Origin of the sequence: Streptomyces sp. NBC_01017 (genome assembly GCF_045162795.1) — a bacterium.
Classification (GTDB): Bacteria; Actinomycetota; Actinomycetes; order Streptomycetales; family Streptomycetaceae; genus Streptomyces; species Streptomyces machairae.
Map to the genome: position 1 here is coordinate 11259708 of NZ_CP108683.1, position 12892 is coordinate 11272599.

The 12892-nt window shown below is 67.9% G+C and carries 14 protein-coding genes and 2 pseudogenes; 10 read left to right on the forward strand and 6 right to left on the reverse strand.

Going from position 1 to position 12892, the window contains the following annotated elements; translation table 11 throughout:
• Window positions 1-301: 301 nt before the first annotated feature.
• From OG331_RS51765 to OG331_RS51780, 4 genes and pseudogenes are all read left to right on the forward strand, one after another.
• Window positions 302-1179 (forward strand): annotated as a pseudogene (locus OG331_RS51765) (transposase family protein); the annotation flags it as partial.
• A 259-nt stretch (window positions 1180-1438) separates the two neighbouring features.
• On the forward strand, window positions 1439-1828 hold the full coding sequence (locus tag OG331_RS51770; protein WP_406190490.1) for a luciferase family protein: 390 nt from the start codon (window positions 1439-1441) through the stop codon (window positions 1826-1828).
• Window positions 1829-1851: 23 nt separating this feature from the next.
• Window positions 1852-2058, forward strand: coding sequence for a three-helix bundle dimerization domain-containing protein (locus OG331_RS51775; protein WP_406190487.1), 207 nt, complete (start codon window positions 1852-1854; stop codon window positions 2056-2058).
• A 239-nt stretch (window positions 2059-2297) separates the two neighbouring features.
• Window positions 2298-2780: a GNAT family N-acetyltransferase gene (locus OG331_RS51780; protein ID WP_406190485.1), complete on the forward strand. Its 483-nt coding sequence runs from the start codon at window positions 2298-2300 to the stop codon at window positions 2778-2780.
• Between the two features lie 821 nt (window positions 2781-3601).
• Here the strand turns inward: OG331_RS51780 and OG331_RS51785 are convergent.
• Entirely contained in the window at window positions 3602-3814 is a 213-nt protein-coding gene (locus OG331_RS51785) for a transposase (RefSeq protein ID WP_406190483.1), read from the reverse strand.
• 139 nt (window positions 3815-3953) lie between these two features.
• Here OG331_RS51785 and OG331_RS51790 point away from each other — a divergent pair, with 139 nt between their 5' ends.
• The 4 genes from OG331_RS51790 to OG331_RS51805 all read left to right on the forward strand — a co-directional run bounded on the left by OG331_RS51790 (window position 3954) and on the right by OG331_RS51805 (window position 7583).
• Window positions 3954-4331: a helix-turn-helix domain-containing protein gene (locus OG331_RS51790; RefSeq protein ID WP_406190481.1), complete on the forward strand. Its 378-nt coding sequence runs from the start codon at window positions 3954-3956 to the stop codon at window positions 4329-4331.
• 14 nt (window positions 4332-4345) lie between these two features.
• Complete coding sequence (locus tag OG331_RS51795) at window positions 4346-5002, forward strand: IS630 family transposase (RefSeq protein ID WP_406210879.1); 657 nt, start codon at window positions 4346-4348, stop codon at window positions 5000-5002.
• A gap of 106 nt (window positions 5003-5108) precedes the next feature.
• The gene (locus OG331_RS51800) at window positions 5109-6242 is read left to right on the forward strand and encodes an IS630 family transposase (protein WP_406190477.1); all 1134 of its coding nucleotides are present in this window, start codon (window positions 5109-5111) and stop codon (window positions 6240-6242) included.
• 63 nt (window positions 6243-6305) lie between these two features.
• Window positions 6306-7583, forward strand: coding sequence for an IS701 family transposase (locus OG331_RS51805; RefSeq protein WP_406190343.1), 1278 nt, complete (start codon window positions 6306-6308; stop codon window positions 7581-7583).
• Window positions 7584-7887: 304 nt separating this feature from the next.
• Here the strand turns inward: OG331_RS51805 and OG331_RS51810 are convergent, their stop codons facing one another.
• The 4 genes from OG331_RS51810 to OG331_RS51825 form a co-directional block, all read right to left on the reverse strand.
• Window positions 7888-8274 carry a fic family toxin-antitoxin system, toxin component gene (locus OG331_RS51810; protein ID WP_406190474.1) on the reverse strand — a complete coding sequence of 129 codons (387 nt, stop codon included), beginning with the start codon at window positions 8272-8274 and terminating at the stop codon, window positions 7888-7890.
• A complete protein-coding gene (locus tag OG331_RS51815) occupies window positions 8271-8579 on the reverse strand; it encodes a DUF1778 domain-containing protein (RefSeq protein WP_406190471.1) in 309 nt (102 codons plus the stop codon). The genes OG331_RS51810 and OG331_RS51815 overlap by 4 nt, the downstream gene beginning before the upstream one ends.
• Window positions 8580-8616: 37 nt before the next feature.
• A complete protein-coding gene (locus OG331_RS51820) occupies window positions 8617-9123 on the reverse strand; it encodes a helix-turn-helix domain-containing protein (protein WP_406190468.1) in 507 nt (168 codons plus the stop codon).
• 463 nt (window positions 9124-9586) lie between these two features.
• Window positions 9587-10447: a hypothetical protein gene (locus tag OG331_RS51825; RefSeq protein ID WP_406190466.1), complete on the reverse strand. Its 861-nt coding sequence runs from the start codon at window positions 10445-10447 to the stop codon at window positions 9587-9589.
• A 211-nt stretch (window positions 10448-10658) separates the two neighbouring features.
• On the opposite strand from OG331_RS51825, the gene OG331_RS51830 reads away from it, so the two are divergent.
• Window positions 10659-11255 (forward strand): hypothetical protein, encoded by a 597-nt coding sequence (locus tag OG331_RS51830; RefSeq protein ID WP_406210884.1) that lies wholly within the window; start codon window positions 10659-10661, stop codon window positions 11253-11255.
• A 215-nt stretch (window positions 11256-11470) separates the two neighbouring features.
• Here the strand turns inward: OG331_RS51830 and OG331_RS51835 are convergent.
• Window positions 11471-11665 (reverse strand): annotated as a pseudogene (locus OG331_RS51835) (transposase); the annotation flags it as partial.
• Window positions 11666-11988: 323 nt separating this feature from the next.
• Between OG331_RS51835 and OG331_RS51840 the strand changes: the two are divergent.
• Window positions 11989-12816: a transposase family protein gene (locus OG331_RS51840; RefSeq protein WP_406190463.1), complete on the forward strand. Its 828-nt coding sequence runs from the start codon at window positions 11989-11991 to the stop codon at window positions 12814-12816.
• The last annotated feature ends 76 nt before the right edge of the window (window positions 12817-12892 follow it).

Sequence of the window (12892 nt, forward strand, 5' to 3'; positions counted from 1 at the left end):
GTCGTTGGCCGTGTCAGCGGGAGTCGCCCAGGGCCCCGGCAAAGTCATTCTGTAGCCCTGTGACGTGGCGTTTTGCGGGTGGAAGAGGTGCGCGGGCGTGGTCCGGTCCGGTTGGATGGAGGTTCCTACGCCTTCACGTCCGACCAGGGGATCACGCCCGCGCCATGTCATCGTCTCTCATTCCTGCGCCTGTTCGCATGCCCGTCCCGGATCATGAGCTCCTCGTCCAGCTGCTCGCCGGGGTACCTGATCCGCGTCGTCGGCGTGGGGTGCGGCATCCGGTGGGCGCGCAGATCGCGCGGTGTGCGCGGTGGTGGCCGGAGCGCGGGGGTTCACCGCGATCGGGGAGTGGGCCCGGGACGCCGGTGGTGCCGCGCTGGAACGGCTGGGGCTTGAGCGGGGCGGGGTGGACGAATCAACGCTGCGGCGCCTGTTCGCCCCGCCTCGACGCGGACCGTCTCGATGCGATGCTGGGCGCCTGGGCCCTGGCCAGGACCGTACTTGTCGCGGGCCGCAGGGTGATCGCCATCGACGGCAAGACGGTCCGGGGCTCACGCGGCGGCGACTCCGCGGCCCCGCACCTGGTCGCTGCCCTCGCCCACGGGTCCGGGGCGGTGCTCGGCCAAGCCAGCACGCTGCGCGACTACGGCATCCACAGCGTCGGCCTGCTCGCCGCTGTGCCACCCGCCACGGTGCAGCGCCTGCTGGGCGGCCGCGCCGGCCGCACCGCGGCCGACCGGGCCCGCGGCATCGACCCGCGCCCCGTCGTCCCGCGCACCCTGCCCGCGGCCGCGACCGTCCGCCACGCCTTCCCCCGACACACTCTGGACGGCGCCGCCGCCCGCGCCGCCCTGCTCGAGATGGTGGTCCGCCTCGGACTGCTGCTGCGCCGCCGCGACCAGGCGGCCCGCGCGCTCACCATCACGCTCACGTTCGCTGGCGGCGGCCGCTGGGAGAAGACGCGTCGCCTTGCCGAGCCGTCCGCGCACGACGACGACCTGCGCCTGACCGCCTACCAGCTGATGGACGCCGCCGCCCTGCAGCGCGGCCGCCTGACCGGGCTGGCCCTCAAGGGTGAGGACCTAGGCGCGGCTGTCCGCCGAAGCAGCCATCGACCGCGTCCGGGACAAGTTCGGCCCCCGCATCGTCGGCCTCGCCGCCGTCTTCCGGCGCGCCTCGTGCCCCGTCCCGCTCCTGTCATTGGAGGCGAAGCCGATGCTGCTTGACCCGCCAGGATGGTCCGGCCAGCCTGAAGGCTTGCCGCACTGGCTTTACGTGAGGGCCGTCGACGACGCCTTGGCCGCGCGCGGTATCCCGCTGTCTGCGGTGGTTGCTTCTCGGCTACTGGCAGGTCTGCATCCGGACGTTCGGCGGGGTGTGGCGGTTACGGATGCCGTAACTTCTGGTGGATGTGGCGTGTGCTGGTGATTATGAACGTATGACGTTGGCCGCGCAGGCGTTTGCTCAACTGGTGAGTTGGCCCGATCTTGCTGAGGTGGAGCCGAGTTGCGGCATCGGGCGGGGGCTTGGCTCAGCCCACCGGGAGATCGTCCATTTTCATTCCGGACGGGAGGCTGACCTGCACCTGACGGTGGGGGTGATCCGGCGGTTCGAAGAACACCTCAGCGAATCTGCGGCCGTCCGGGTGGTGTCGGCATCGGCGTGGGTGACGGTGCGGCTGGATGCTGCCGGGGATCGCGATGTGCTGATGACGCTGGTTAGTCTCGCCCTGCAGGCTCACCAGGCTTGGCCGGCGCCGGGTGAGTTGCAGCGAGCCGATTGCAACGAGCAGGTGTTGCTCGCGCATGATCATCGCAGTGGGTGCTGAGCCTCTTCCAGGTGGGTGGCAGTATGGCTGACCAGGCGCGTGAGGACGACGCAATCCGTCATGTAGCGAAGCGTTTGAAGGACGCCTTCAGTGCGTCATGCAGTCCGGCCGAAGTCGAAGAGGCAGTAGCGAAGGAGCATGCCTATTTCGCGGGTCGGCCGGTGCGTGAGTTCGTTCCTGTGTTGGTCGAGCGCAGGGCGCGTGCCATTTTGAATGGCTTGGGCGGGTAGCGTCGTGAACCCTGGTTCCGCAGAGACGCGCCAGGCGTCACGGATTCCGGCTATGACGCAGGGCGAAGGAACCGGGCGAGCCGGGTTCCGGGGCAGACGCCGAGGACACATCCGGAGAGGGCCTTCGCCTCGGCGGGGGCACGGGCCCTCGCGTCTGTAGTAGTCGAATCTCGTCACGGTGCATACGGGGAGGGCGCTGTGAGCGCGTGTCCCGGGTGAAGGCGTCTTAGCCTGCCGCCATGTCGATCAACGTGGTCCGCATGGCGGACGCACACCGCGCGGAGCTTCACGAGCTGTTGCTCGCCGAAAACTGGACCCAGCTTGCCAAGGAACTTCAGCAGAACAGCCTTCAGGTGTTCACGCAGTACGTGGCTCTGGTCAAGGGACGTGTCGTGGGATGGCTTGAGGGCACGGCGCGCTATGAGGCGGACGCCGAGGTGCCCGGCTTCCCGACCCCATGGGCGCAGGTCAACTACGTCCTCACCCACCCTGCCATGCGCAGGCGGGGCATCGCAGGCGACCTCCTTCGCCATTTCGCGCACGACGAATACAGCGCCGGTCGTCGCTTCATGGTGCTCTGGCACGATCGACGCGAGGACTCGGGCGGACGGCTTGCGTTCTTTACTGCGCACGGATTCCAGCCAGTTTCGGGCACAGGCCTCTTCGGCATCGACCTCCCGCAACTACTCACCAGTCCGGGCACGGCGCCCCCCGGTCAGTGACCAGCACTCTGAAGTACCCACCCCCTGCCGCCGTCCTTTCCCTCACTGGTCGACGGTGTGACGGTGACGGCACCCCGCGATGCTGGGCGCACGGGTGGCTAAGTGGTCTGCGTCGTAAGTCCTTCGGGGGTTGATCAGCGGGCGGGTGCGGCGGAGGATTCTTCGTGTCGGCCAGCGGTGTGCTGGTCGAGTCTGGCCAGCAGACCGTCCAGGTCGGAGGTGGTAAACCTCCACTGGAACGGCTGTGCCGTGGCGTTACAGCGGTCTTCGAAGGCTCGGAGCGGCCCGCAGCCCGGAGGGACGCCCACGGGGGCTTGATTCCGAACCCCGCACCGCGCGAGTAGCCAGCCCGGAACCAGCTCAAGCGCAGGGACTCTCGAAAGAGGGTGGTGAGGGCCCGGGGGCCGGGCGCTGGCGGGACCGGGCCCTCACGGGGGTTCGCGCTTCCGCCGGGGACGGATGGCCAGCGCGATGACATCTGAACGAAACCCGGGCCGTCCAGGTCACGCGTCAGATCAGGTGAGAGAGAGTGCGTGGTGCGCCCCTGCGGGGGGAACACATGCGAATGGTGGAGCAGGGGCGAGTAACGGGGCGGCACAGCACTGATGCCTGTGCCGCCCCGTCGCCTGCCAAACCGCTGGTGAACCATTTGCGGGCTTGCCCGCGTGGCATACGCGGAGAGGGGTCCGGCACCGAAGCAGGTGGGCTCTTGCGCCCGCGGCTTCCCGCGCCGTCCTTGGCCGGCACCGGCCGGGCGACGACAGTGTCGCCACCGGGTTGGCGCGCTGCCGTCGAGTGATCGCGGCGTCATCTGGGCCCGGCTACCGGGATCCATGGGATCGAAGCCGTATGTGCGCGGGGATAGTACCGGCAGGAGGTTCATTCCGTTCCTTATGCTTCTTCACCCAGCCCCGGAGGGTTTCGGGGTTCATACCGAGTTCACGGCCGACCTCGGTTACGGTCTTGCTGGAAGCCAGCGCGATCCGGACGGCTTCCTCACGGAACTCAGGCGTGTACTTGCTCGGTGGTGCCACTTCGATTCCTCGTTTCCAGTTCAGACGATCCTATTGGACGCCTGTCCGGAAACTTCGGGGCATCCCACCGGTCAGGCTGACCACGCAGGACCGTGAGGAATTGGTCCGGGTGACCACGACGGGTGTTCGCGGAGCTTCGATGATCATGCGTGCGCGGGTGCTGCTCGCGCTGGACACCTCGGTGGGTGAGGTGGACTCCAAAGAGGCGATCGCGACCCGGCTCGGCGTCTGTGGTGAGACGTTGCGGCTGGTCGCCAAGCGTTTCGCCGAGACCGGTGGCGATGTCCGCGCCACGGTCGCACGGAAGAAACGCGACCTGCCGCCGGTGCCCTCGCCGGTGACCGGCGAGGTCGAAGCCCGGCTGATCGCGATGGCATGCTCCCAGCCGCCCTCAGGCTATGCGCGGTGGTCGCTGCGACTACTGGAGAAGCACGTCGCACTGGTTGAGGACATCCCCGATCTGGACCACTCCACCATCGGCCGGATCCTAAAAAAACGGAACTGCGCCCTCACCTGAAGAAGTGCTGGACCATCCCACCACGAGCGAACGCACAGTTCGCAGCCCGGATGGAAGACGTCCTCGCCGTCTATGCCCGACCCTACGACCCGGCACGTCCGGTGGTGTGCATGGACGAAAAGCCCTACCAGCTCCTCGACCACGTCCGCGGCCCAATCCCCGCCCGGCCCGGCCGCGACGCGTGCCAGGACAGCGAGTACATCCGCTGCGGCACCTGCTCCGTCTTCGTATGGACCGAACCCTTACGCGGATGGCGTCGAGTTCAGGCACTGACCCGGCGGACCCGGATCGACTGGGCCGGCCAGGTCAAACAGCTACTGACCGTGGACTACCCCGACGCCGAAACCGTGGTCCTGGTGATGGACAACCTCAACACCCACACCATCGCCTCCCTGTACGAGGCATTCGAACCGGAGGAAGCCTTCGCCCTGGCTCAACGCCTCGAGATCCACCACACACCCAAACACGGCTCCTGGCTCAACATCGCCGAGATCGAACTCTCCGCGCTGACCCGGCAATGCCTCGACCGCCGGATCGGCGACCTCGACACACTCAACACCGAACTCTCGGCCTGGCAGAACGCCACCAACACCCACCAACGCCAAGTGGACTGGCAGTTCACCACCCATGACGCACGCATCAAACTGCGCCACCTTTATCCCAAGAATTAGCCACGACAGTCTACTAGTGCCGCATCAGAGAACCTTTGCCCTGTGGTGATGTGACGCGCCGTTCGGATGCTGGTCCGGACGGCGCGGTGTCGGCCAAGCTGTCTGGGTGGCAGAACGAGTACGCGTCCGTGAGATCGATGACGACGAGGGGCAGCGCCTGCTGCGGATCATCCGTAGAGGCACGGGGTCGGTGGTGACCTGGCGGCGGGCCCAGATGGTGCTGCTGTCCGCGCAGGGCATGCCCGTGGTGAAGATCGCCGAGGTGACATTCACCAGCGCGGACCGAGTCCGGGACGTGATCCACAACTTCAACACCGACGGCTTCGACTCGCTCTACCCGAAGTACAAGGGCGGTCGGCCCAAGACCTTCACTCTCCCCGAACGCCGGGAGATCAAGAAGACCGCCAAGTCCAAGCCCGCCGAGCACGGCCTGCCGTTTTCGACCTGGAGCCTGGCCAAGCTGGCCGACTTCCTGGTCGCCGAGGGGGTGGTCGACGACATCAGCCACGAGGGCCTTCGGGTTCTGCTCCGTGAGGAGGGCGTCTCGTTTCAACGCATAAAGACCTGGAAGACCTCCCGCGACCCCGACTACGCCGCCAAGAAAGCGCGCGTCGAGCACCTCTACGCCATCGCCGACGGCGAGGTCATACCCGACGATGGCGAACCAGAAGTCGTCTTCTGCCTTGACGAGTTCGGCCCGCTCAACCTCCAGCCTCACCCCGGCCGGCAGTGGACCGAGCGCGGCGGGAAGCACAAGGACCCCGACCGGGAACCCCGCCCCCGCCGACGGGCCACCTACACCCGCCCGCACGGCGTCCGCCACCTCTTCGCCGCCTATGACCTGGCCCGGGACAGGCTCTACGGCCACATCAAGCCGAAGAAGAACCGGACGAGGTTCCTGGAGTTCTGCCGCTACCTGCGCAGCCTCTACCCGGCCGAGACCCGGATCGCGATCGTGCTCGACAACTTCTCCCCGCACCTGACCACCAAGAAGGACACCCGCGTCGGCGACTGGGCCACGGCCAACAACGTCGAATTCGCCTACACCCCGACCAACAGCTCCTGGCTCAACCGCATCGAGGCCCAGTTCACCGCCCTGCGCTACTTCGCACTCGACGGCACCGACCATGCCAGCCACAAGGAGCAGGGCAGCATGATCCGCCGCTACATCATCTGGCGGAACAAGCACGCCGCCGACGAACGCCTGCGCAAGGTAGTCAACAGGGCGAACGTTGCCTGATACGGCACTAGTAGGACTCCGTTATGTCTGCCTGTCGGTCCTGTTTGGGGGAACGCTGAAGGTGTGGATACACATGAAGTGAACCGGGCTCGGGCGAAGTTGGCGTTATTCGTGGCTGATGTGTTCGCCTCGGTGCCGCGCAAGGACCAGCGGGCCAAGAGCGACTGCTATCTGCGGGGACTGATGGTGGACGGTCGCCGCAAGTCCATCCAGGCCATGGCGCAGCGGCTGCCGGACGGCAACGAGCAGAATCTGCAGCAGTTCGTGAACCAGTCGACGTGGGATCCGCTGCCGGTGCGGCGGCGGATTGCGCAGCGGATGGTGCCGCTGGTCGGTCCGGACGCGTGGGCGGTCGATGACGTGTCGTTTCCCAAGGACGGGAAGATGTCGGTGGCGGTCGCCCACCAGTACTGCGGGGCGCTGGGCAAGCAGGCCAACTGCCAGGTCGCAGTGAGTGTGCACGCGGTCTCCGACACGGCGTCCTGTCCGCTGCAATGGCGCCTGTTCGTGCCTGAGGAGTGGGCGCACGATCCGGTTCGCCGGCGCAAGACCGGGATGCCCGACGAGATCGGGCACCGGGAGAAGTGGCGTCTGGCCCTGGACACCATCGATGAGCTGGCCGGATGGGGTCTGGTGCCTCCGGTTTTGGTGGCCGACGCCGGCTACGGACAGAACGCCGACTTCCGCGACGGCCTGGAACATCGCAGCATCGACTACGTGGTGGCGATCCGCTCGGATGTGACCGTCCACCCGCATGATGCGATGCCCATGGCCCCCACCTGGTCCGGCAACGGCCGCAAGCCGCAGCCCCGCTACCGCGACAGGCCGACTCCGGTGGCCGCGCTGGTGGCCGGCCACGGACGGCAGGCCTTCACCGAGGTGACCTGGCGGGAAGGATCCCGCGGACCGCTGCGCTCACACTTCCTGTCCCTGCAGGTGCGGCCCGCCGGGATCAAATCCAAACGCCTCGCCCAGGCCGCCGCCCTCGCCTCACACGGCCACTGGGACGGCGTCCTGCCTGAGGTCACACTGCTGGCCGAATGGCCCGACGGCGCCGAAGCACCCACCGGCTACTGGCTGTCCAACCTGCCCGCAGACACCCCAATCGCCGAACTGGTCCGCCTGGCGAAGATCCGCTGGCGCATCGAGCACGACTACCGGGAACTCAAGCACGGCCTCGGCCTGGACCACTTCGAGGGACGTTCCTGGAACGGCTGGCATCACCACGTCACCCTGGTCACCGCCGCCCACGCGTTCCTCACCGAACAGCGACTGGCCCCAAAAGCCGATACAGCCAACTCACCCTCTACCAGACCCTCGACGCCATCCAGGACCTGCTGAACTGCTGGACCGGCACCTGCACCACCTGCCACCGCCCCCTGCCCAGAACATCCACCACCAGCCAAAACCCCAGAGCCAGAGCAACCTAACGGAGTCCTACTAGGAAACCGTGCGTGCTAAGCCAATGGCAGGAAGCAGTTCTGCCCCGTCCGGCCTCCGGACTCCTCATGACTGCGCTGACCGGCAGCGAGGGGCGGTTGATCACCGCCTCAGTGGAGCACCGCGCTGCACGAGCAAACCGGTCGGTGGCTGATGCAGCCTGGGCGTCGGCGGCCGCGGCGACACCCAGTACGGCACGGCGGGATCAGGCGACGGTCCATTCGCGCAGCTGGCGGGCGATCCGGGCGACGCCGAGCGCTCCGGAGGCCGCATCCCGCACGAGCGCGACCGCAGCCTTGGGCGGGTAGTCGAGTTCGCGCGCGTTGAGGATCAGGTAGGCCTCGGTCGCGTGCCAGGCGAAAGCCTCGTTGGAGTGCTCCAGGCACGGCAGTTTCGCCAGGGTCTGCAGCAGCGCCGCGGCCTTGAGATACCGGGATCCGTAGATGTCGCGATCCATCGCCCTGGCATTGACCCGGGCGACAGCGGCGTACAGCGGTCCGAGGTCGTCGACCTGCGGATCGCCGTTGAGCAGCTCGGCGGCGTGCAGCAGGAAGGTGACGTCGAGCGGGTGAATCGGTTCCGGTTGGGTCACGCGGCGTGGCCTCGCTCCTGGTGCTGCTCGAGGTCCTGCTGGGCTTCCTGCTCGGCCGCCCGCTGCTCGGCACTGGGGTCCAGGCTGCCGGGCTCGGCCGCGAAAGCCGCGCCGCTACGGGCCATGGACACCTTGAAGCCGTCCAGGAACTTCCGCTCCACGGCGGTGGCCCGGTCGTAGGCGGCGGAGAGGATGTACTCCTGCATGCTCATCCCTGCCTGCCGGGCCGCTGCCGCGATTGCGGCCCGCTGGTCAGGGTCGGGAAAGCGCAGGTTCATCGCTTTGGGATCCGGCATGGTATCCATGGTACCAGCGGTACCACCTGCGCGTCTCCAGGAAGGCTCAGGACGCGGCCCGCTCACGCGGTGGGGTAGCTTCCGCGACCCGCGCAGGAGCCACGTGACCGTTGCACATCCCGCCCAGGAGGTGCCCCACGGGGACCTGGAAGGCGTGGGCCAGCGCGGGCCAGGTGCTGAGGCTTCCGGCGGACCGGCCGTGTTCAAGGTCCACCAGGCTACGGCGGGACACGCCGCTGAGCTTGGCGAGAGTGTCCAGGGACCAGCCGCGCACCGTCCTGTGTTGCACCAGTTCGGCGCGCACCGCGTTGAGGTTGGGCGCACTGGTGGGGCAGCGCGACGTGTCGGCCGCATTCTGCGAGCAGGCCGGCGCTGTGCCGGGACCGTCGTCCGAGACGGCTTTGTCCGACTGCGGTGCAGGAACAGGCGCGAAGCCGGTGTCCTCGTGGGCCAGGTGCACCCCCGGTGGCGCCGGGCACGAGGTCTCCGCGCCGCCCGGCAGGCAATCGAGGGGGAGGGGATGCCCCTGCGGATCGTGCTGATCGAGGGGCACGTGCTCACAGAGGACGGGCGGCGCTCGATGGCCTCCGCGAGGGTCTCCTCGACGAAGGCCTGCAGATTGCCAAAGGTTTCCGCATTGAGGCGTGCGGTCCTTTCCTCGCGCCGGGCCGCCTCCAACTCTCTCTCCAGCGTTTGGACACGGAGCTGCGCCGTGGTCAGCCTGGCAGCATCCGCGGCGGCAGTCTCCTAGATCTGCAGGAGCAATTCGCGCAAAGAACTCAAACTCACATACTTGCCGCCCCTTCATGCTCCACACCGGCCGTGGGGCCGCCGGTCAACCAGACCCCCATGTACGCAACGTCAGGGGCGGACAGGGGGACACGCCTCTGAGCGCAGGGAAGCCGCCGTGCTCGCTCCGGGCAACCCTGGCCGCTGACCGGCATGCCGCGCGCACTTCACCGCAACACCCGCGTTCACCTGCTTCGTCGATGATTCGGTGCACACGGCGAGAGCCGTCACTGCTCGCCTCGCCCGGCCGGCAGGGGCTGGTGGTCGCCGAGTTCGAGGAGTTCGGCGACGGGCACGCGTACATCGGCCCCGTGGTACAGGCCGGGGTATTCGTCGGCGTAGTAGCGCAGTTCGGCCCGCACCTCGGGTGGGGTGCGTCCGAGGGCTTCGGCGACCTGGGCCCAGGTGGAGCCGAGCGTGATCGCTTCGTGGATGTGGCGGCCGCGGCCGGCCAGGATCTCGCGGCGCATCGACTCTCCCGCGGCGAGTACGGAGCACGCGTCGGCGGCGGTGCCGCGCCAGACGTTCGCGTAGATGCCGTCGCGTGGCAGGTCGTTGTTGGCCAGCACGCTGGCGTACACGGCCACCTTCTCGGCCCGCCAGGCCAGTGGGGCCGCGTCGGCCTCGGTGGGGCGGCGGAGCTCGCGGCGCAGGAACTCCTCACGCAGCGCGTCGCCCCGCTCTCCGGCGCGCTTCTTCCACTCGGCGTAGCCGGGACTGTTGAGCACCTGGGTGACGGGGGCGTCGTCCTCGGCGGGGGAGTGGCAGACGAGGCGCCAGCGATCCTCGTCGTAGCCCTCGGTGCCCTGCCACGCCCACACGGTGAAGATCACGTGGTTCCAGGCGTCCGCCTTCTCCTTCAGCCGCTCGGGCCCTGCGTCGTCGTAGCGGAAGGGCAGGCGCAGCTCGTCGAGTTGGACGCCGACCGCTGACTGCAGGGCACGCCCGGCGAGGACCCCGGCCGCGCCCTGGCCATCGCCGAGTTCACGCACCCGCGCGGTGAGGAATGCCGTGAGGGCGTCGACGTCCGCTTCCGTGAGGTCGGCGGCGGTGAAGGTGGCTTCGGCGGGCACCGGAGCATCGGTCATGCGGCAGATTTCCCTCCCTGCTTCCAGACACCAGCGCGGCCTGGGCTGTTGCCACATGGGATCACGGGACTACCAGAGCAGTCCATGCGCTCACCCGCCCCGCACTCTCGTGGCGACGAGGGCCCCCGGGATCCGGCACCGAGGGCCAGACGGCCGCTGAGGGCCAAAACCGCTGTCCTCGGCCCGGCCGTGCGGCCTACCGTCTTCGAGCATGAGCACGCAGGCCTTCAATGGCGCCTACCTGTTGCCCCTGTTCCAGGAGATCGAGCAGCTGCGCGATGAGGGCGCCTACCGGCAACTGCCGAAGCCCGCGCCCTCCAGCAGCCTGGCCGCCGACGACGCCCCGCTCGGCGCCTACGCCACCGCCCACTTGATCCGCGCGGCCTACACCGCGGGCCTGGCCCACGCGGATGCGCTGCGCCGCTTGACGTTGGCCGGTGAGGTCGATCCCACCAGCCCCTGGACCCTGCTGCGCGGCTCCCTGGAGAACCTTGCTACCGGCCTGTGGCTGTTGAGCGGCCCCGATCGCGCCGAACGCCGACGCCGGGCCCTGTCCTTGTGGGACGAGGACATGCGCAACCGTCACCAGCACGAACAGGACACCGGCCACACTCCGGCTCCCGGCGGCATGACAGGCGCCCAGCGCCGTGCCGAGATCCGCGCCCTGGCCGACCAGTTGGGCCTGGCCCCACTCACCGCCCCGAAGGCCCACCAGATCATTCTGGCGGCCGCGCCCGCCGCCGGCCTGACAGCGGTCCGGTCGCGCCGCCGGGCCGTCGCCGAATCCGGACGGTCTCGCCATTCGTAGTAGCCGGACTTGGATACGCCGAGCCGTTCACACATGAACTCGACGGAATATGCGCACTCCGCTTTGTCGAGCCGCATCGTTTCGATGAACTCGTACTTACTCGCTACCGGGGATCCTTCGCGAAGTACGCTGCGGCTTTTTTTCAAGAAGGAGACCTTCGCCTCCAGTTCACGAATGCGCCGGTCCTGTTCCTTCAAACGAGCCCGCTCATCAAGCGTCAGCGGTACACCAAGTGTCGGCTCGTTCCGTTTCTGGTACTTCTTCACCCAGCCACGGAGTGTCTCCGGGTTCAAGTCGAGCTCACGGGCCGTCTCCGAGATGGTTTTACTGGACCGGAGCGCGATCTGGACGGCTTCCTCACGGAACTCCGGCGTGTACTTGCTGGGTGGTGCCACTTCGAGCTTCCTCATTTCCTTGACAGGACGACCCTATTGGCTCCCTGTCCGGGAACTCCGAGGCACCTCAGGATGGCAGCCACACCCGGAACCCCTGGGCCTCCCGATCGTACGAAGGACCAGGACGAACCCAAGCAAGAAGGTAAGGAGGATGGTCGGGTGCCGCTTCGGGCCGTGGTCCGACCCGCAACGTGACTGAGCCTTTCCCAGTAAGGGGTCGTCGCTCGCTGTGATCGCGATGCTGGTGCTGTGGCCCGTGGGCTCCCCAAGTCCGGGCAGGCGTAAGGCCCCTGGTAGGAACGATCTTGCGAAGGATTGTTCTGACCGAGGGGCCCCACGTGTCGACCAGTGTCACATACACCGCCGTGCTCGATGTGAAGCGGTCCACCGCCGAGCACCTCGCCCGGTTGCTGCGCGATCACCGTGTCGCGGCCGGGACCCGCAAGGGCAGGCGTGCACTGGGCTGCTTCCGCCAGGCGGTGTTGATCCTGCGCTGGTTCATCGACGGCACCCGCCTGTCCCAGCTTGCCCGCGACAACCGCCTGTCGGCCTCCACCGCCTACCGCTACCTTCATGAAGGACTGGCCGTTCTGGCGGCCGGGGCACCGGACCTCGCGACCGCGCTGGAGCGTGCGAAGGCGGCCGGGCTGACACACCTGAACCTCGACGGCACCGTCATCCGCACCGACCGCGTCGCCGCTCCCGGCCCCAACGGCGCAGACCTCTGGTGGTCCGGAAAACACAAACACCACGGCGGGAACGTGCAGGTCATCGCCACCCCGGACGGCTGGCCGATCTGGGTCTCCCCGGTCCGCCCGGGCCGCGAGCACGACACCACCTGCGCCCGCCACCACGGCCTGATCGACGCCCTCAGCCGGATCGCCGCCGAGCTGGACATGCCGACCCTGGTCGACCTCGGTTACGAGAACGCAGGTGACGGCTTCCGCCACCCGGTCAAGAAGCCCGCCGGAAGCGAACTGACAGAGGCCCAGCAGACCTACAACAAGGTCATGCGTAGTATCCACGGTGTCTGCGAGCGCGCCAACTCCCTGCTCAAGACCACCTTCAAGGCCCTGCGCAGGGTCAGCCTCGACCCCAGCCGCATCACGAAGATCGCTGCAGCGGCCCTCGTCCAGCTTCAGCTCGAGTACGACCGCACCATCTGAACGATCACACAACGTCATGATCCGTTACTGGGAAAGCCTCACTGGCTGCGTGCCTTGGCGTTGATCTGTCGGCCGC

Bases quoted from the DNA above. Each gene is read 5' to 3' on its own strand.
- OG331_RS51770 (WP_406190490.1), top strand. From the start codon at position 1,439: ATGACGTTGGCCGCGCAGGCGTTTGCTCAACTGGTGAGTTGGCCCGAT.
- OG331_RS51775 (WP_406190487.1), top strand. From the start codon at position 1,852: ATGGCTGACCAGGCGCGTGAGGACGACGCAATCCGTCATGTAGCGAAG.
- OG331_RS51780 (WP_406190485.1), top strand. From the start codon at position 2,298: ATGTCGATCAACGTGGTCCGCATGGCGGACGCACACCGCGCGGAGCTT.
- OG331_RS51790 (WP_406190481.1), top strand. From the start codon at position 3,954: ATGATCATGCGTGCGCGGGTGCTGCTCGCGCTGGACACCTCGGTGGGT.
- OG331_RS51815 (WP_406190471.1), bottom strand. From the start codon at position 8,579: ATGGATACCATGCCGGATCCCAAAGCGATGAACCTGCGCTTTCCCGAC.
- OG331_RS51825 (WP_406190466.1), bottom strand. From the start codon at position 10,447: ATGACCGATGCTCCGGTGCCCGCCGAAGCCACCTTCACCGCCGCCGAC.
- OG331_RS51830 (WP_406210884.1), top strand. From the start codon at position 10,659: ATGAGCACGCAGGCCTTCAATGGCGCCTACCTGTTGCCCCTGTTCCAG.